General features: G+C 73.0%; 16 protein-coding genes and 2 pseudogenes. 12 read left to right on the top strand and 6 right to left on the bottom strand.

Going from position 1 to position 17,561, the window contains the following annotated elements; translation table 11 throughout:
• Positions 1-168: 168 nt before the first annotated feature.
• From ACZ7G3_RS16580 to crcB, 3 genes and pseudogenes are all read right to left on the bottom strand, one after another.
• Positions 169-2,157, bottom strand: coding sequence for an FUSC family protein (locus ACZ7G3_RS16580; protein ID WP_470926220.1), 1,989 nt, complete (start codon positions 2,155-2,157; stop codon positions 169-171).
• Between the two features lie 77 nt (positions 2,158-2,234).
• Positions 2,235-2,609: a fluoride efflux transporter FluC gene (locus ACZ7G3_RS16575; RefSeq protein WP_470926456.1), complete on the bottom strand. Its 375-nt coding sequence runs from the start codon at positions 2,607-2,609 to the stop codon at positions 2,235-2,237.
• A 24-nt stretch (positions 2,610-2,633) separates the two neighbouring features.
• Positions 2,634-3,101, bottom strand: a pseudogene (crcB, locus tag ACZ7G3_RS16570) (fluoride efflux transporter CrcB); the annotation flags it as partial.
• Positions 3,102-3,222: 121 nt separating this feature from the next.
• On the opposite strand from crcB, the pseudogene ACZ7G3_RS16565 reads away from it, so the two are divergent.
• The 11 genes and pseudogenes from ACZ7G3_RS16565 (at position 3,223) to ACZ7G3_RS16515 (ending at position 14,316) form a co-directional block, all read left to right on the top strand.
• Positions 3,223-4,197 (top strand): annotated as a pseudogene (locus ACZ7G3_RS16565) (urea transporter).
• Between the two features lie 59 nt (positions 4,198-4,256).
• Complete coding sequence (locus tag ACZ7G3_RS16560) at positions 4,257-4,562, top strand: urease subunit gamma (RefSeq protein WP_426521306.1); 306 nt, start codon at positions 4,257-4,259, stop codon at positions 4,560-4,562.
• Between the two features lie 3 nt (positions 4,563-4,565).
• Positions 4,566-5,528: a sirohydrochlorin chelatase gene (locus tag ACZ7G3_RS16555; protein ID WP_470926218.1), complete on the top strand. Its 963-nt coding sequence runs from the start codon at positions 4,566-4,568 to the stop codon at positions 5,526-5,528.
• Positions 5,525-5,974, top strand: coding sequence for an urease subunit beta (locus tag ACZ7G3_RS16550; RefSeq protein WP_426556075.1), 450 nt, complete (start codon positions 5,525-5,527; stop codon positions 5,972-5,974). Before ACZ7G3_RS16555 ends, ACZ7G3_RS16550 begins: the two co-directional genes overlap by 4 nt.
• A gap of 1 nt (position 5,975) precedes the next feature.
• Positions 5,976-7,700 carry an urease subunit alpha gene (gene ureC / locus ACZ7G3_RS16545; protein WP_470926215.1) on the top strand — a complete coding sequence of 575 codons (1,725 nt, stop codon included), beginning with the start codon at positions 5,976-5,978 and terminating at the stop codon, positions 7,698-7,700.
• Positions 7,701-7,707: 7 nt separating this feature from the next.
• Entirely contained in the window at positions 7,708-8,499 is a 792-nt protein-coding gene (locus ACZ7G3_RS16540; protein WP_470926213.1) for an urease accessory protein UreF, read from the top strand.
• A gap of 52 nt (positions 8,500-8,551) precedes the next feature.
• Entirely contained in the window at positions 8,552-9,172 is a 621-nt protein-coding gene (gene ureG / locus ACZ7G3_RS16535; RefSeq protein WP_470926211.1) for an urease accessory protein UreG, read from the top strand.
• A gap of 1 nt (position 9,173) precedes the next feature.
• Positions 9,174-10,115, top strand: coding sequence for an urease accessory protein UreD (locus tag ACZ7G3_RS16530; protein ID WP_470926209.1), 942 nt, complete (start codon positions 9,174-9,176; stop codon positions 10,113-10,115).
• Positions 10,116-10,211: 96 nt separating this feature from the next.
• Positions 10,212-11,558 (top strand): ammonium transporter, encoded by a 1,347-nt coding sequence (locus ACZ7G3_RS16525; RefSeq protein ID WP_470926207.1) that lies wholly within the window; start codon positions 10,212-10,214, stop codon positions 11,556-11,558.
• 502 nt (positions 11,559-12,060) lie between these two features.
• Positions 12,061-13,236 (top strand): 4-hydroxybenzoate 3-monooxygenase, encoded by a 1,176-nt coding sequence (locus ACZ7G3_RS16520; RefSeq protein WP_470926205.1) that lies wholly within the window; start codon positions 12,061-12,063, stop codon positions 13,234-13,236.
• A 168-nt stretch (positions 13,237-13,404) separates the two neighbouring features.
• Positions 13,405-14,316 (top strand): Bax inhibitor-1/YccA family protein, encoded by a 912-nt coding sequence (locus ACZ7G3_RS16515; RefSeq protein ID WP_426596552.1) that lies wholly within the window; start codon positions 13,405-13,407, stop codon positions 14,314-14,316.
• Positions 14,317-14,439: 123 nt separating this feature from the next.
• Here the strand turns inward: ACZ7G3_RS16515 and ACZ7G3_RS16510 are convergent, their stop codons facing one another.
• Positions 14,440-14,670 carry a DUF4287 domain-containing protein gene (locus ACZ7G3_RS16510; RefSeq protein WP_398133664.1) on the bottom strand — a complete coding sequence of 77 codons (231 nt, stop codon included), beginning with the start codon at positions 14,668-14,670 and terminating at the stop codon, positions 14,440-14,442.
• Between the two features lie 103 nt (positions 14,671-14,773).
• Here ACZ7G3_RS16510 and ACZ7G3_RS16505 point away from each other — a divergent pair, with 103 nt between their 5' ends.
• Positions 14,774-15,085, top strand: coding sequence for a hypothetical protein (locus tag ACZ7G3_RS16505; RefSeq protein ID WP_426521326.1), 312 nt, complete (start codon positions 14,774-14,776; stop codon positions 15,083-15,085).
• A gap of 27 nt (positions 15,086-15,112) precedes the next feature.
• Here the strand turns inward: ACZ7G3_RS16505 and ACZ7G3_RS16500 are convergent, their stop codons facing one another.
• Positions 15,113-15,913, bottom strand: a complete 801-nt coding sequence (locus ACZ7G3_RS16500) for a hypothetical protein (RefSeq protein WP_426596549.1) — start codon at positions 15,911-15,913, stop codon at positions 15,113-15,115.
• 309 nt (positions 15,914-16,222) lie between these two features.
• Positions 16,223-17,443 carry an acetyl-CoA C-acetyltransferase gene (locus tag ACZ7G3_RS16495; protein ID WP_470926202.1) on the bottom strand — a complete coding sequence of 407 codons (1,221 nt, stop codon included), beginning with the start codon at positions 17,441-17,443 and terminating at the stop codon, positions 16,223-16,225.
• Between the last annotated feature and the right edge of the window lie 118 nt (positions 17,444-17,561).

Below are 17,561 nucleotides of genomic sequence, written 5' to 3'. Positions count from 1 at the left end.
ACGTCCCCCCCCCCCCCCCCCCCCCCCCCCCCCCCCCCCCCCCCCCCCCCCCCCCCGCTCCCCCCCCCCCCCCCCCCCCCCCCCCCCCACCGTGCCCTTTTCACGGCGAGGGACACGGAGTACGAGAAGACCGGCCACGTGTCCGACGGCCGGCGAGGCGTGGTTCGCTCATCCCCCGCCGGTGCCTTTGTCGGCCGGAGTCGTGGGAGCGGGACGTAGCAGCGCGTCTCCCAGGGCGGTCAGCCTCCGGTGCAGTTCCGGATCGTGGGCCGGCGCCGGCGCCCGCGCCGGCCCGGGGAGGGCCGCCCGGAGGCCGGGCGAGCCGGGCAGGCCCGTGCGTGCCGCCCGGGCCAGGGCGTCCGCGTAACTCCCGGCCCGGGCGCCGTCGTCGGGGGCGGGTGGCACGGGGCCGCCGAGCACGGTCCAGGACAGCAGGCGGCGCACCGCCAGGACGGCCGGCCACAGCCGGTCCGCCGTGCCGGTCGTGCGGATCTCCTCGGCGGGCACCGCGGCATGCATGTCCCACAGTTCCGCCATCCGCTGCCAGGAGGCCCCCGCGGCGGCGGCCCGGACCGTTCCCGTGCGCAGGCGTTCCTGTACGGCGGCCCCCGCCGCCGACACGGCGTTCGCCACCGCCGCGCACACCCTGCGCCGTGGCACACCGCGCACCAGCAGGGCGACAGCCACGCCGAGCGCGAGGCCGAGGGTCAGGTCGAGGAGCCGGAAGGCGGCGAGCGTGCCCAGGCCGGTCGGGGAAGCGGCAGCGACCAGCAGCAACGCGACCGGTGTGTTCAGCAGGGTGCGTACGAAGAGGGCGCCCGGGGGCACACCGCGCGAGACCGCGTGCGCGACGGTGGCCACGGCGACGGTCACCCACGTACCCGGCTGGTAGGAGTGGAAGACGAGAGCCGTGACCGCCACCCCGGCCACGGTCCCGACGAGCCGCGCCTGCGCGCGCTGCGCGGGCTGCCGGCCCGGCCCGCCCTGGAGGGCGGCCGCCGCGCCCACGGCCACCCACGCCGGGTGCAGGAGCGGAAGTACGGAGCCCAGTACGGTGCCCACCGCGACGGCGAGCCCGACCCGGAGCGCGACCGTGAGGGCGGGGGAGGAGCGGGACAGCAGACGGCGCAGCTCCGCGCCCACGCTCTTGCGTGGCGGGAGCGGTACGGGCCAGCGTTCCCGCGCGGTCTCCATGAGCCCCGGGGGCGTCTCCCGGCCGCGGGGGCCGGACGGGGCCGCCCCGGCGCCCGCCCCGACGGGTCCGTCGTGCCTGTCGTGTCTTTCGGGTCCGTCGGGTCCGTCGGGTCCGTCGGGTCCGACGGGTCTTTCGGGTCCGTCGGGACAGGGCCCCGGCACCCGGCCCGCCGCGATCTCCGCGGCCGTGGCGCGGAGCCACGCGACCCGGTCGGCGGGTACCGGAGTACCGCCCCGTTCCGCCGTGTTCTGCACCGTGTCGAGCAGGGATTCCAGCCTGGTCATGAGGGCGTAGAGCAGCAACCGCCGTGGTGCGGGTGCTGCCCGTCCGCCTCCTCGGGCGTCGTCGAGCGCCGCCCATGCTCCGTGCACGGCCACATAGGCGCCCCGCCCGGCGGCGGCGAGGTCGTCCGGCGGGCTTCCCGCCCCGGACCGGGCCTTGGCCTTGGCCCCGGACCGGGCCTCGGCCCCGGCCTGTGCGTCCGCGAACGCCGCGACCGACCGGAAGGCGGCCGACACCGCCCGCTCCTCGGGTCCGTACGGCCGGGACAGCCGGCCCGACATGCCGAAGACCCAGGACAGGGCGGCCCCCAGGGCGAGGAAGCCGGCCCGGACCGCCGTGTCCGCGAGGTCCGCCGGCGGCAGGAAGGCCGCCAGGGCGGCGACCAGGATGACGAAGTAGCTGCCCGGCCCGCTCAGATGCAGGGTGCGGACGAACAGGGTGGCGACGACGGCGACGACGGAGAGCACCGCCGCCATCGCCCACACGTCGCCCGCGGCCACGGACCCCGCGGCGAAGGCCACGACGAAGGCCGCCGAAAGACTGGCGAGCAGCGGGCCCCGCCGGGGGTAGGGGTCGCGGGTGCCGTAGGCGTCGACGTAGCAGCCCATCGCGGCGAAGATCCCGCTGTGGACCCCGGCGACCGCCGTGACCGCGCCGAAGGAGAGCCCGAAGGCCGCCATCGACCGTGCCGTGCGCCCTCGGTCGAGGCGGGGCGGTCCGGTCCGCCACCCGTGCGCCGTCCGAGTGACGGCCGTGATCACCACAGGGCCTGGGCGACCGCCATACCCGCGAACGACAACCCGAGACCGAGGGCGACCGTCACGAACACGTAGCCGGCGGCGCCGGCGACGTGCCGGGCGGTGGCCATGGAGTGGACCTCGTTGGAGAACGTCGACCAGGTGGACAGGGCACCGCAGAAGCCCGTGGACAGCAGGGCCTGCCCGGAATCGCCGAGCGCTCCCTCGGTGCCGGCCTCGACGAGGAAGCCCAGGAGCAGCGCCGCGGCCATGTTGGCGAGGAACGTGCCCCAGTGGAAGGCGGACCGCAGGTGCTCCCGGGCCGCCGCGCCGATCAGATGGCGGACCGGCGCGCCGACCGCTCCGCCGGCCAGGACCAGCAGCCACTCACCCATCAGGCCCCACCGCCCCGTCCGGGCCCGCGCGCCTCGGGGGCGTGTCAGCAGCAGGCGTGCCAGGAGCACTCCCAGGACCACCGCGGTCAGGGCTCCCGCCGCCGTCAGCAGGAGGTTGCCGACGGCGGCGCCCGGCTGGTCGTTCTCGAACAGCCGCCGGGTGTCGTCGGTGTAGGAGGAGAACGTGGTGAAGCCGCCGAGGACGCCGGTGCCGAGCAGGGGCTTCAGCAGGCGGGGCGCACGGGTGAACCGTTCCTTGAGCGCGACGGTGAGCACTCCCATCAGGAAGCACCCGACCACGTTGACCAGCAGGGTCGTCCAGGGGAAGGCGGCCTCGCCGGTCCGCCACAGCAGCGCGGCGTCGCTGCCGTTGGGCCACACGCGGGAGGCCGCGTAGCGCAGGAGGGCGCCCACCGCTCCACCGACCGCCACCGCGGCGACCACGGGCCCCTGAGAACCGCCCGTGTGATCCGGGTGACGATGGAGGTGCATATCGCCAATAAGGTTCATATCGTCACCTTGGCTGGCGATCGATCAAGCAGCTCCACGCCGAACGACGACAGCCCCGCCCCAGCCGACGGCCCGTCAGAGGCCGCGCCTTGTACGAGGCAGCGTGGCCACTCAGCCACCCGGGCGCCGCGCCGATGCGCCGTCGCACCCGTGGAAGGGAACGGCGCTCGGCGCGCTGCGCGGTGTGGGCCAGGTGGACTTCCAGGCGAGCGTGTGGACGTCGCTGGTGATCCTCGTCGCCCTCTGGGTGGCGGGCTGGGAGATCGGCCTCTTCGCCACCATCGGAGCGGTGGTCTCCACACTGACCGCACGGCTTCTCGCCGTACCGCGCGACTCCGTGGTCCAGGGGCTGATGACCTACTGCGGCGTGCTGGGCGGCATCGCCATGCTGGTGTACCTCGGCCACCACCCCTCGACCTACGTCATGGCCGTGAGCGCGGCCGTGATGTGCACGCTGGTGACCGCCGCCCTCGGCACCCTGCTCCGTCCCTTCGGACTGAAGGCGTTCACCGGGCCGTTCTGCCTGGTCTCCCTGGTGATGGTCCTGGGCGCCCCCTCCTTCGAGCGCGTCTGGCACGGAACCCCCGAGTCCGCGGTCACCCCGGCCACCCCCAGGAGCCCCGACGTCAGTTGGACCGACCTGTGGCAGGGCTTCTTCTCGAACATCTCCCAGATCTTCTTCGTCGAGACCTGGTACGTCGGCCTGATCATGCTGGCCGGCCTCTTCCTGGCCGGATGGCGGGTGGGGCTGTTCGCCGTGCTGGGCAGTGTCGTCGGGATCCTCACCGCGTGGGCGCTCGGCGCCCCGGCCGTACTGATCGGCGAGGGGATCTACGGCTACAACGCGGTCCTGACCAGCCTCGCGTTCGGCGTCGTCCTGCTGCGTCCGTCCCCGTGAGACTACGCCTACACGGTGCTGGCCGCCGCCGCCAGCACCGGTCTGACGGCCTCGCTGTCGGTGCTCTTCGACGACTTCGGCAGCCACACCTTCACCTGGCCGTTCAACATCACCACCTGGGCACTGCTGGCGGCCGTGCCCGTCCTGTCACGCATCACCGTGCGCGCCGACGACTCCTGAGACCCCCGGCCCGCCCGCGACCGCGTCACGCGTACGCGTGACCGAGGAAGGCAGTCCCCATGAACCTGGCCCCCCGAGAGATCGACAAGCTGCTCGTGTACGTGGTGGCGGACCTGGCCCGCAAACGCCGGGAGCGCGGCCTGAAGCTCAACTACAGCGAGTCGGTGGCGCTCATCACCGAGGCCATCCTCGAAGCCGCCAGGGACGGCAAGAGCGTCGCCGACTGCATGGAACTGGGCCGGCAGGTCGTCGGCGAGGAGCAGACCATGGAGGGCGTGCGGGAGATGCTGCCGCTGCTCCAGGTGGAGGCGACCTTCGACGACGGCAACAAGCTCGTCTCCTGCCACGACCCGGTCGGCGGCTGACCCGTGCGCCGGGGCGAGGTGGTCGCCGTCTGCGGTCACGAGAGCGACGGCGGGCGTGCCGTACGCGGTCTGCTGGACCCCGGGGTGTCCTGCGTGACCGGCGGCCGTGAACTGTTCCGGTGCGTCCGCGCGCTGCGCGCCCGCGGCGAACCGGTCTGCGTGGTGCCGATGACCCTGGGCCGCGATCCGGAACTGGTCGCCGACGCCGCCCGCACCCTGCTCGGCCTGTCCGCGGAGGAACGCTCCGGGACCGTGCTGGCCGAGCCCTTCGGCACCGCGGAGCACCTGACCGGCTGGCTCCGGGCGGCGGCCACGCGGGTGCCGGAGACCAGCGCACTGCTGGTCACCGCTCCGTCCGGGGACCCCTTCGTCGACGCGGACCTGTTCCGGATCGCCCGTCTGGTGCGGCAGTACGGGCGGCACCGCACGGTCGAGGTGGCCCTCACCGGGGGCGACCCGGACCCGGCCGAAGGCGTACGGCGCTGCCGTGCCCTCGGCGCGGAGCGCGTCGTCCTGCTCCCGGCCGCCTGGGCGGCCCCGCCGGTGCCGGACCCCGAACACTGCGAGCCGGGCGGGCCCCTCCTCGCGGCGTCCGCGGTGGCGGGCGTACTGGGCGCGCGTGTCGCCGAGGCCTGGCACCTGCGCGACCGGCACGGCGACGACGGCCTGTCCCGGGGCCTCACCGCGGCCGACGCCCACGGGCACTCCCACAGCCACGGCCCGGGTGGTCACAGCCACGGCCCGGGTGGTCACAGCCACGGTCCGGGTGGTCACAGCCACGGCCCGGGTGGGCCCGCCCCCGTCCGGGCCCAGGACGGGCAGGGCGCCCACGGCTCTCCCCGCACCCTTCGGGCCGTCAGCCCGGGGCCGGCCGACGCCGCTCCCCGGGGATCCCGCCGCACCGACTCCGTCCCGCGCCGCGGCGCGGACCCGCATGTCCTCCCATCCAGCAGGAGCCTTCGATGACACTTCCCCCTCGCTACCAGTACGGCGACGACCCGATCGAGATCAACGCCGGCCGGCGGACCGTCAAGGTGACGGTCCGCAACACCGGCGACCGGGCGATCCAGGTCGGTTCCGACTACCACTTCTTCGAGGCGAACTCCGCCCTCGAGTTCGACCGGAACGCCACGCTCGGCATGCATCTCAACATCGCCGCCGGCACGGCCGTCCGCTTCGAGCCCGGCGGCACCCGCGAGGTCGAGCTGTGCGCGTACGCGGGCACCGGGCGCCTCACCGGCTTCAGCGGTCTCCTCAACGGCAGCGTCAAGTCGCACCCGGCCCGGGTGGAGGCCGTCAGCCGGGCGCTGCAACGGGGGTTCCGGGGGGCGGGCGGCGATGCCGACGCGGAGCAGGAGGGCGGCCCGGGCAAGGGCGGCGCCGAGAAGTCCAAGAAGAAGGGATCCCACTGACATGCCGACCCTCTCCCGCAAGCAGTACGCCGACCTGTTCGGTCCCACGGTGGGCGACCGGTTCCGGCTGGCCGACACCAACCTCGTCGTGGAGGTCGAGAAGGACGTCCGCGAGGGCTCCTACGGGGACGAGGTGGTCTACGGCGGCGGCAAGACCATGCGCGACGGCATGGCCTCGGACCCGCAGGCCACCGCCGCGCAGGGCGCCCTCGACCTCGTCATCACCAACGTCGTGGTCATGGACCCGGTGATCGGCGTGGTCAAGTGCGACATCGGCGTCAAGGACGGGTTCATCGCGGGCATCGGCAAGTCCGGCAACCCGCAGACGCAGGACGCCGTCGACCCCCGGCTCGTCGTCGGCACCGGCACGGAGGTCATCGCCGGCGAACACCTGATCGCCACCGCCGGGGCGCTGGACTCGCACGTGCACTTCATCTCGCCCCAGCAGTGCCAGCAGGCGCTCAGCAACGGCATCACCACCCTCTTCGGCGGCGGCACCGGGCCGACGGACGGCACCAACGGCACGACCTGCACGCCCGGCCCCTACAACATGGCCCGCATGCTGGAGGCGGCCGAGGACCTGCCGGTCAACATCGGCATCATGGCCAAGGGCAACGGCAGCCTCCCCGCCGCGCTGGACGAGCAGATCGAGGCGGGCGCCGCCGCGCTCAAGGTCCACGAGGACTGGGGCGCCACCCCCGCCGTCATCGACAACGCGCTGGCCGTCGCCGACCGCCACGACGTCCAGGTCGCCATCCACACCGACACCCTCAACGAGGGCGGCTTCTTCGAGGACACCCGGTCCGCGATCGACGGCCGCACGATCCACACCTTCCACAGCGAGGGCGCGGGCGGCGGCCACGCCCCCGACATCCTGCGGGTCACCGGCGAGCCGAACGTCCTGCCGTCCTCCACCAACCCGACGCTGCCGTACACCAAGAACTCGGTGGACGAGCTGCTGGACATGGTGATGGTGTGCCACCACCTCAGCCACGACATCCCCGAGGACGTGTCCTTCGCCGACAGCCGGGTGCGGGCGGAGACCATCGCCGCCGAGACGGTCCTGCACGACCGGGGCGTCATCAGCATGATCTCGTCCGACTCCCAGGCCATGGGCCGGATCGGGGAGTCCGTCACCCGCGCCTTCCAGATCGCGCACGTGTGCAAGGAGGCCTTCGGCCCGCTGCCGGAGGACTCCGACCGCAACGACAACCAGCGGGTCCTGCGCTACCTGGCCAAAGCCACCATCAACCCGGCCATCGCCAGCGGCGTATCGGACTACGTGGGATCGCTGGAGGCCGGCAAGCTGGCGGACATCGTCCTGTGGCCCATGCACTCCTTCGGGGCCAAGCCCAAGATGGTCATCAAGGGCGGCATCGTCTCCTGGGCGCAGATGGGCGATCCGAACGCCTCGCTGCCCACCCCGCAGCCCGTCTACTACCGGCCGTCCTTCGGCCAGTACGGACGGGCCATGCAGTCGACGCACGTCACCTTCATGTCCCAGGCCGGCATCGCGGCCGGGGTGCCGGAGAAGCTCGGTCTGGAGCGGCGGGTGCTCCCGGTGCTCAAGACCCGCACGATCGGCAAGCACAACATGGTCCGCAACGACGTCCTGCCCGAGATCGAGGTGGACCCGGAGACGTACCGGGTCACGGTGGACGGCGAGGTCGTCACCATCGAACCGGCCCAGAAGCTGCCCCTCAACCAGCTGTTCTTCCTGACCTGACCCGCCCATGTACCGCGACGAGACGACGGAACCGGACGGGGCCGCGCCGGCCACCCCCGGGGCGACGGCCTCGGGAACGCCGGCCTCCGGTGCCCCGGGGCCGGGCCCGGCGCACGACCTGGGGCACCTGCTCGTCAGCCTCCAGCTGACCGACTCGGCGTTCCCCAGCGGGTTCTACACCTTGTCCCACGGCCTGGAGGGCTTCGTACAGCAACGGGCGGTCGGCCGCGACTCCCTCGCCGCGCTGCTCCACGACGTCCTCAGGCACGGCGTCGGCCCGTCCGACGCGACCGCGCTCGCCCTGGCCCACCGGGCCGCCGCGGCGGACGACTGGGACACGGTGGCCGCGACGGACCGCCGGCTGCACGCGACGAAGCTGGGCCGCGAGATGCGGCAGGCGGCGACCCGTACCGGGCGCCAGCTGCTGGACCTCGCCGCCGAGGTCTTCGGCGCGGCCGGCATCGCCCGGTACCACCGCACGGTCGCGGACCGTCGGGCTCCGGGGACCCAGGCCGTCGCCGCGGGGGTCGTGTACGCGGCGACCGGAGTGCCCGTGCGGCAGGCCGTCGCCGCCGACCTGTTCGCGTTCTGCGCCAGTTTCGCCGGAGCGGCGCTGAGGCTGAGGCTGACCGATCACCGGCTGGCCCAGGGCCTGCTGCGGCGGACCGCCCCGGTGATCGAGGAGACCACCCGCGAGGCGCTGGCCCGCGGCCTCGACGACCTCGGGGCGACCACCTTCGCCGTGGACGTCATGTCGGGCCGTCACGAGCGGGCGGAGGCCCGGCTGTTCGCCAGCTGACCACCCGCCGGCCGCGAACGGCCGGCAGCCGAAGAGGAAGAGAGAAGGACAGGTGCGAGACAACGTACTGCGCGTGGGGATCGGCGGACCCGTCGGATCGGGGAAGACCGCTCTCATCGAGGCCCTCGTCCCGATGCTGATCAAGCAGGGCCACCGGCCCGCCGTGATCACCAACGACATCTACACCCAGGAGGACGCCCAGCACATCCGCCGCACGCTCGACGGAGTGCTGGACGGCGACCGCGTGGTGGGCGTCGAGACGGGCGCCTGCCCGCACACCGCCGTCCGCGACGACCCGACGATGAACCTGGCGGCGGGCGCGGAGATGCTGGACCGCTGCCCCGACGTCGACGTCCTCCTCTACGAGAGCGGCGGCGACAACCTGACGCTCACCTTCAGCCCGGCCCTGGTCGACGTGTTCGTCTTCGTCCTGGACACCGCCGAGGGGGAGAAGATGCCGCGCAAGCGGGGGCCGGGCATCACCGACTCCGACCTGCTGGTCATCAACAAGATCGACATCGCCCGGTACGTGCGGACCGACATCGACGTCATGGAGTCCGACGCCCACCGGGTGCGCGGCGACGGACCCGTGGTGCTCACCGACTGCCTGACCGGCAAGGGCGTCGACGAGGTCCTCGCCTTCCTCGAGTCCCGGCGCAAGGTCCTGACCTGACATGCCGGCCGTCCGCGACCGGCTCGCGCCGGAGCACTACGAGCCCGTCCGGCTCCCACCGGAGCTGTCGGCGTTCTCGGGCGCGCCCGAGACGCTCGGCCCGGGCTCGCCGGCCAAGGTCGGCATCCTCGACCTCGGGTTCGCCCGCCGGGGGGAGCGCACCGAGCTGGTCGAGCGGTACCAGAAGTCGCCCCTGGAGATCATGCGCCCGCTCCACGTCGACCCGGCGCTGCCCGGCATGGCGTGCGTGTACGTGATGGCCACGGGCGGCGGCATCGCCCAGGCCGACCGCTACCGCCAGGACCTGCGCTGCGGCCCGGGCACCCAGGTGCTCCTCACCACGCAGGCGGCCACCAAGGTCTACCGGATGGAGCAGGACTACGCGACGCAGCTGGTCCGCCTGACCGCCGCCGAGGGCGCCTACGTCGAGTACCTGCCCGACCCGCTCATCCCCTTCCGGGGCGCGCGGTTCCACCAGAGCGTCCGGCTCACCGTCGACGAGGACGCGACGGCCGTCTACGGCGAGACGGTCACCGCGGGCCGGCTCGCCCGCGGCGAGCGGCACGCCTACACCGTCCTCACCGGCGACCTGGAGATCCGCCGGCCCGACGGCACCCTGCTGGCGGTGGACACGCTGCGGCTCGTCCCCGGGCGCCGCGGCGGGGTGGACGGCCCGGGTGTCTTCGCCGGGCACGACCACGTCGCGTCCCTGTTCGTGGTGAGCGGCCGGTGCCCCGCCGCGGAGATCGCCGACGCCCTGCACGAGTCCCTGACGGGCCATGAGGTGCTGCACGGGGCGAGCGTCCTCCCGGACGCCTGCGGGGCCTGGGTGCGCGTCCTCGGCCACGAGGAGCCCCGGGTCACCGGCGCCGTCCGGGCCGCCTGGGACGCCGTACGCCGGCTGCTCACCGGGCATCCCGCACCTGACCTGCGTAAAACGTAGTCCGACCGCCCCGCCCCGTCCCCGTCCCCGCCCCGTCCCCGCCCCCGTCCCGTCCCCCGCCCCGCCCCCCGTCCCCGCGTCCAGGAGGCCACGCCCGTGATCACCGCGCCCGCCCCCATGCCGCCCGCCTACGACTCCGGTGACACCGCCTGGATGCTGGCGGCGGCGGCCATGGTGCTGCTGATGACCCCCGCCCTCGCCTTCTTCTACGGCGGCATGGTCCGCACCAAGCACATCCTCGTGATGCTCAAGATGAGCTTCGCCTCGCTGTGCTTCGTGACCATCCTCTGGTACGTCGTCGGATACTCGCTCGCCTTCGGCCCGGACGCCGGCGGCGCCGGCCTCATCGGCAACCTCGACCACGCCTTCCTGCGCGGCATCGAGCCGAACACCCTGACCGGGTCCATCCCGACCTACGTGTACGCCACCTTCCAGATGGGCTTCGCCATCGTCACGGTGGCGCTGATCAGCGGTTCCATCGCCGGCCGGGTCAGGATGCGGGGGTGGCTGGTCTTCTCGGCGCTGTGGCTGCTGATCGTGTACGTGCCGATCGCGCACTGGGTCTTCGACACGGAGAACGGCTGGATCACCAGCCACCTGGGCGCACTGGACTTCGCCGGCGGCCTGCCGGTGGAGCTCAACTCGGGCATCGCCGGGCTGGCCGCCGCCCTGGTCATCAGGGGCCCGGCGGACTTCCGGCGCAAGGAGCCCCGGCCCAACAACATCCCCCTGGTCATGATCGGCGTGGCCCTGCTCTGGTTCGGCTGGCTCGCCTTCAACGCCGGGTCGGCCGTCCGCGACACCGGCACCGCCGCCACGGCCTTCATCAACACCCAGCTCGGCGCGGCCGGCGCGATGGTCACCTGGCCGCTGGTGGAGTACTGGCGCACCCGGCGGGTCACCATGATGGGCGTGGGCTCGGCGGCGGTGGCCGGCATGGTGGCCATCACCCCGGCGTGCGGCGAGATCGACCCCACCGGCGCGCTGGTGACCGGACTCGTCGCCGGGGCCGTCTGCGCGTTCGCCATCACCCTGAAGTACCGGCTGAACGTCGACGACACCCTCGACGTGGTCGGGGTGCACGGCGCGGGCGGCCTCGTCGGCCTGATCATGGTCGGCCTGTTCGCCACGGCCGACGTCAGCGGCAAGAAGGGCCTCTTCTACGGGGGCGGTGGCTCCCTGCTCTGGAAGCAGATCGTCGCGATCCTCGCCGTCGCCGCGTTCTCCTTCGTCCTGACCTGGATCCTCGCCAAGGCCGTGGACGTCGTCGTCGGCTTCGCCGACAAGGGGACGTACGACGCCGTACCGGGGGAGGAAGAGGAACGCGCGTACGACTTCCGCACCGCCGAACGTCTCGACGCCCTCGCGAGCGGCGGCCGGGGCACCGACCGGGAGAGGCTGGCCGAGATCCAGCGACTCCTGCGGGACCACCGGGAGGGCTGAGCCGCCTGCGGCGGGCCCACCCCGGAGGCCGCCCCGCAGACCGCCGCGGGCCCACCCCGGGGCTTGCCCCGTCCACCCGGGCCGGGAGCCGCCGCGAGCCGATCCCGAGGCCTGCCCCGTCACCTGGGCCGGGACGATCCGCCGTCGGCCCCCCCCGAAGACCTCCCCGGCTGCCGCCGCGGGCCTGCCCGGGATCCGCCGCGAGCCCACCCCCGGAGACCGCTTCCGGAGACCGCCCCGATGCCAGCCTCACGAGCCGCCTCGGGAACGCCCCGCTTGCCGGCTCCGGGACCCGCCGCGGGCCCGCCCGCGGAGCCGTCGGGCCGTCACACGATCCCGAGGACACCCCGCGCACCCGTTGACAGCGGCGCGCGGGGGGCCGAAACTCTGGCGAGCGTGAGTGAAAGAAATTTCACCACGCGAACAGAGTGGTGCGGTGGGCGCGGTGGGAGGTGCTCACCCCCACCGTGACGGCAACGACGCCAATCGAAGGGAACGACCGATGCGCACCACCGTCGGCATCATCGGGGCCGGCCCCGCCGGACTCCTCCTCGCCCGGCTGCTCCACGACGCCGGGATCGACTCGGTCGTCCTGGAGAGCCGCGACCGCGCCTACGTCGAGCGGCGGCAGCGCGCCGGAATCCTGGAGCAGGGCACCGTGGACGTCCTGCGCGCGGCCGGGGCCGGGGAGCGGATGGACCGCGAGGGGCTGCGCCACGACGGGATCGAGCTCCGGTTCGCCAAGCGGCGCCACCGCGTCGACTTCCCCGCGCTCACCGGCGGCAGGTCGGTCATGGTCTACGCCCAGACCGAGGTCTGCAAGGACCTCATCGCCCTCCAGCTCGAGAACGGCGGCCCGCTGCTGTTCGAGGCCGAGGCGCTGGCCGTGGAGGGGGCCGGGACCGACCACCCGAGGGTCCGCTTCCGGCACGAGGGCGTCGAGGACGTCCTGGAGTGCGACTACGTCGCCGGCTGCGACGGCTTCTGGGGAGTGGCCCGAGCCGCGGTCCCGGCCGGACCGGTCCGCACCTTCGAACAGAGGTACCCCTTCGGCTGGCTCGGCATCCTCGCCGACGTCGCCCCCTCGCACGACGAGCTGGTCTACGCCCGCCACGACCGCGGTTTCGCGCTGCTCTCCATGCGCTCCCCCTCCGTCTCCCGCCTCTACCTCCAGGTGCCCGCGGACACGGATGCCGAGAGCTGGAGCGACGAGAGGATCTGGACCGAGCTGGAACACCGTTTCGAGACCGACGACGACTGGGTCCTGCACCGGGGCCCGATCACCCAGAAGTCGGTCACGCCCATGCGCTCCTACGTCCACGAGCCCATGCGGTACGGCCGCCTCTTCCTGGCCGGCGACGCCGCGCACATCGTGCCGCCCACCGGCGCCAAGGGCCTCAACCTCGCCGTCGGGGACGTCGTCACCCTCGCCCGGGCGCTGGCCCACCGCACGCGGACCGGCTCCGACGAACTCCTCGACGCCTACTCCGAGACCTGCCTGCGCCGCGTCTGGCAGGCCGAGCGCTTCTCGTACGACATGACGACCCTCCTGCACCGCGCCCCGGACGCCACCCCCTTCGAGGAACGGCTCCAGCTGGCCCGCCTGGAGCGGATCGCCTCCTCCCGCGCCGCGGAGACCGACCTCGCCGAGGCCTACACGGGGTTCCCGATCGGGTGAGCGGCACACACCCGGGTGCCCGACCCCGCCCGTGAGGGGAATCACCGATACGCATAGCGTGTTGTGCGGCAGGGTGAGGGAAAGATCCTCCCCAAGCAGTAGGGTCATTCCTTTGCCGTTCTATTACTCTTGAGCCAAGGCTGCGTCGTGTGGCCATGGAGGAGTGAAATGAGGAGCAGAAACCCGGTCTTCTCGCGACGGGGGTTCAGCCGCGACAACGGCTACGCGGGCTTCAACGCCGCGCCGCAGGCCGGGGGCCCCGCCGTCGCCACCCAGGGCAACCCGTACGCGCAGGGCGCTCCGTACGCCCAGCCCGCCGGCAACCCCTACGCGCAGAACCCGTACGCCCAGCAGGACCTGCAGCACGGCGCGCCGCCGCAGGCGCCGGCCACCACCGGCCGGATGACGATGGACGACGTCGTCATCCGCACGGCGAGCACGCTCGGTGTGCTCGTGGTGACCGCCGCGCTCGCGTGGGCGCTGCTGCCCGTGGACGACGCCAACATCGGCCGTTCCTACGGCATCGGTATCGGTGCCGCGCTGATCGGCATGGTCCTGGCGCTCGTCCAGTCCTTCAAGCGCAAAGCGTCGCCGGCGCTGATCCTTCTCTACGCGGCGTTCGAGGGTGTCTTCCTCGGCGTCGTCTCCAGCGTCGTCGACAACCGCATCGCCGACGGCGCGGCCATGCAGGCCGTGATCGGCACGATGGCGGTCTTCGCCGGTGTGCTGATCGCCTACAAGGCCGGCTGGATCCGCGTCAACCGGCGCTTCTACGGCTTCGTGATGGCGGCCGCGCTCGGCTTCGTCTTCCTGATGATGGTGAACCTCCTGTTCGCCGTCTTCGGCGGCGGTGACGGCCTCGGCTTCCGCAGCGGTGCGCTCGGTGTCGTCTTCGGCGTCGTCGGCATCATCCTCGGCGCCTGCTTCCTGGCCATGGACTTCAAGCAGGTCGAGGACGGCCTGGCCTACGGTGCCCCGCGCGAGGAGGCCTGGCTCGCCGCCTTCGGCCTCACGCTGACACTGGTGTGGCTGTACCTGGAGTTCCTGCGGCTGATCGCCATCCTGAACAGCAACGACTAGCAACGACCAGCAACGACCAGCACCGACCAGCGACGACTGGTAGAGGCTGGTCACGAAGGGCCCCGGGCTTGAAGCCCGGGGCCCTTCGTCGTTCGTCGCGGCGTCGCACGCCCTCAGAAGCGCTCAGAGCAGCTTGCGCGCGGCCCTTCTCAGGTCGTACTCGTGGATGATCGCCTTCGCGTGGCCGTACGCGAGGTCGTGTTCGTGACGGAGCCAGCTGACCTTCTCCTCGAAGCGGAAGAGGGAGGGGCCGTCCTCGACGGTGCGCAGCCAGTCGGAGATCTCACGACCGGTGCAGTGCGGGATGCGGGCGAGCATGTTGCGATGGGTCTCCTCGGAGAAGACTTGGGACATCGGCGCCTCCGGGCGAAAGGGGATGTAAGCCGGTCCTTCAGGTCACCGTGCCTGAGCGTTCGCCCGTTGGCAACAGTCCCGTGGGGGCGCGTACGCTCACGCCGTGGTTGATACGACGCCTTTGACCCGTGCCGTGGACGACTTCGCCGACCGGTTGCGGGCCGCCCCGCAGAGCAGACTGCAACGCGGGGCCGCCGCCGAGGCGCTGGAGCTGGCCAGGGAGCTGGCCCGGCGGGCCCAGCGCGCGGAGGAACCGGACACGGAGCCCCGTCTGATGCCGGACGCGGGGATGTTCGCCGCCGCCGACCAGATCGCCGTCGCCGCGCACGACCTGGCCCTCGTCCTGCGGGACGAGGGCCAGGTGGAAGAGGCGGTGGGACTGGTGGAGGAGGCCCGCAAGCGGGCCGGGGTCTGACGGCCGGGGTCTGACGCCCCGGAGCGGCTAGAGGGACGCGATGACGCGGTCCGCCAGGATGTACACGTTCTCCTCGCCGCAGGCGAAGGTCAGCGTGTAGGCGCCGGAGATCCCCGAGCCGCCGAGCAGGTACGGCGTCCTGCCCGCGCCCAGCGCGGCGGCCAGGCGCTCCGCGGTCTCGCGGTGCCCCGGGGTCATGCACAGGGTGGTGCCGTCGGCGAAGACGTACACGTCGAGCGTGCCCAGCGGGCCCGGACGTACGTCCGCCAGCGCCACGCTCGACTCGGCCAGCTCCTCGAGGGTGGCGACGGTGCGCTCGTGGTCGCCCACGGCCGGCGACGGGTTCGGCACGAAGTCCGGGTGCGAGGGGTGCCGGCGGCGGGCGGCGGCCAGCTCGGCGGACTCCCGCGGGCCCGCGTCCTGCGGGGCGGCCTCCTCGCCGTCCGCACCCGGCTCGGCCAGGGGCTCCATGCCCACGAAGTCGGTCTGGCGGGGCAGGAACAGCTCGCTGTCGGCCAGGCCGAGCAGCAGAGGTGCGTCGGAGGCGTCCCGGGAGTCCTGGGCGGCCCAGAACGCCCGCGCCTCGGCGAGCTCCCGCTCGCGCTCCTCGGCGAGCGCCTCCGCGACGGCGGCGCGTATCTCGTCGGCGTCGGCGGTGGCGCGGGCGGCGGGCACGCGGCCCCGCGTGGTGGCGGCGCGGCTCTCGGCCAGCTCGGTGCGCAACGCCGCGACCTGGCGGCGCAGCACGAGCACGGCGCGCAGGACGGCGACGCCCACGGCGCCGGTGGCGGCCGTGGTGAGCAGCAGGGCGATCGGCATGGCGCTCACTGACGTACTCCCGGTTCAAAGTCGACCCCCGACTTCCTACATCAGCTTGAAGGGAGGACTAACCGTCTGTCAGTGCGTAACGTCACGAAGCGGACAGGGCTTTGGGTCCGAGGGGTGCGGGTGTGGCTGGTCTGACCTGCGTAAATCAAGGGTCTGGAGAGGTAGGTCACATCCTGGGGGAGATTGGGTCACAAGACGACCCGGAACCTTGGGCGTACCGGGTTCCGGGTCGTGGTGTCACGGTGGGTCCTCCGGGCGCTACCGACAGTCCCTCAGTGCCTCGGGCGGTCGTCCGGAGCCGTGGGACGGTCAGCTCAGGCGCTCGATGACCATGGCCATGCCCTGGCCGCCGCCGACGCACATGGTCTCCAGGCCGAACTGCTTGTCGTGCCACTGGAGGGAGTTGATCAGCGTGCCGGTGATGCGGGCGCCGGTCATGCCGAAGGGGTGGCCGACGGCGATGGCGCCGCCGTTGACGTTCAGCTTCTCCAGCGGGATGCCGAGGTCGCGGTAGGAGGGGATGACCTGCGCGGCGAACGCCTCGTTGATCTCGACCAGGTCGATGTCGCCGATGGTCAGCCCGGCGCGGGACAGGGCCTGCTTGCTCGCCTCGACCGGGCCCAGGCCCATGATCTCGGGGGAGAGGCCGGAGACGCCGGTGGAGACGATGCGGGCGAGCGGGGTCAGGCCCAGCTCGCGGGCCTTGGTGTCGCTCATGATCACGAGGGCGGCGGCGCCGTCGTTGAGCGGGCAGCAGTTGCCGGCGGTGACCAGGCCGTCGGGGCGGAAGACGGGCTTGAGGCCCGCCACGCCCTCCAGGGTGACCCCGGCGCGCGGGCCGTCGTCCTTGGCGACGACCGTGCCGTCGGGCAGCGTGACCGGGGTGATCTCGCGCTCCCAGAAGCCGTTCTTGATGGCCTCCTCGGCGAGGTTCTGCGAGCGGACGCCGAACTCGTCCATGTCCTGCCGGGTGATGCCCTTGGCGCGGGCCAGGTTCTCGGCGGTCTGGCCCATCGCGATGTACGGGTCCGGGACCAGCCCGTCCTCGCGCGGGTCGTGCCAGGTGGTGCCCTCCTGCTGGGCGACCTCGGCGGTACGGGCCTCGGCCTCGGCGAAGATCGGGTTGTGCGTGTCCGGCAGGCTGTCGGAGTTGCCCTTGGCGAACCGGGAGACCATCTCGACGCCGGCCGAGACGAAGACGTCGCCCTCGCCGGCCTTGATCGCGTGCAGGGCCATGCGGGAGGTCTGCAGGGACGAGGAGCAGTACCGGGTGACGGTGCAGCCGGGCAGGTGGTCCATGCCCATCTCGACGGCGACGATCCGGCCGAGGTTGTTGCCCTGCTCGCCGCCGGGCAGACCGCAGCCGAGCATCAGGTCGTCGATGTCCCGGGGGTCCAGCTCGGGGACCTTGGCGAGGGCGGCCTGGATGATCGTGGCGGCCAGGTCGTCGGGGCGCAGGTCCTTCAGGGAGCCCTTGAAGGCGCGGCCGATGGGGGAGCGGGTGGCTGAGACGATCACGGCTTCGGGCATCACGGCTCCAGTGGCGAGTCGGTACGAGGGACGGCGCGCAGCGCCTCGTGCGGGGGTGGCGGTCGGGCGATGGGTCGGCGGGCGGGGCTGGTTGGGAAGTTACCCGGCCGTATGGGCT

This window comes from Streptomyces sp. NPDC037271 (assembly GCF_055603605.1).
The sequence above is the reverse complement of the archived record's forward strand: the minus strand, read 5'-3'. Positions and strand labels throughout refer to the sequence as shown.

Coding starts and splice junctions, on each gene's coding strand:
- ACZ7G3_RS16575 (WP_470926456.1), bottom strand. CDS start 2,609: ATGGGTGAGTGGCTGCTGGTCCTGGCCGGCGGAGCGGTCGGCGCGCCG.
- ACZ7G3_RS16550 (WP_426556075.1), top strand. CDS start 5,525: ATGACACTTCCCCCTCGCTACCAGTACGGCGACGACCCGATCGAGATC.
- ACZ7G3_RS16580 (WP_470926220.1), bottom strand. CDS start 2,157: ATGGCGGCCTTCGGGCTCTCCTTCGGCGCGGTCACGGCGGTCGCCGGG.
- ACZ7G3_RS16560 (WP_426521306.1), top strand. CDS start 4,257: ATGAACCTGGCCCCCCGAGAGATCGACAAGCTGCTCGTGTACGTGGTG.
- ACZ7G3_RS16530 (WP_470926209.1), top strand. CDS start 9,174: ATGCCGGCCGTCCGCGACCGGCTCGCGCCGGAGCACTACGAGCCCGTC.
- ACZ7G3_RS16520 (WP_470926205.1), top strand. CDS start 12,061: ATGCGCACCACCGTCGGCATCATCGGGGCCGGCCCCGCCGGACTCCTC.
- ACZ7G3_RS16540 (WP_470926213.1), top strand. CDS start 7,708: ATGTACCGCGACGAGACGACGGAACCGGACGGGGCCGCGCCGGCCACC.
- ACZ7G3_RS16515 (WP_426596552.1), top strand. CDS start 13,405: ATGAGGAGCAGAAACCCGGTCTTCTCGCGACGGGGGTTCAGCCGCGAC.
- ureC (WP_470926215.1), top strand. CDS start 5,976: ATGCCGACCCTCTCCCGCAAGCAGTACGCCGACCTGTTCGGTCCCACG.
- ACZ7G3_RS16495 (WP_470926202.1), bottom strand. CDS start 17,443: ATGCCCGAAGCCGTGATCGTCTCAGCCACCCGCTCCCCCATCGGCCGC.
- ACZ7G3_RS16510 (WP_398133664.1), bottom strand. CDS start 14,670: ATGTCCCAAGTCTTCTCCGAGGAGACCCATCGCAACATGCTCGCCCGC.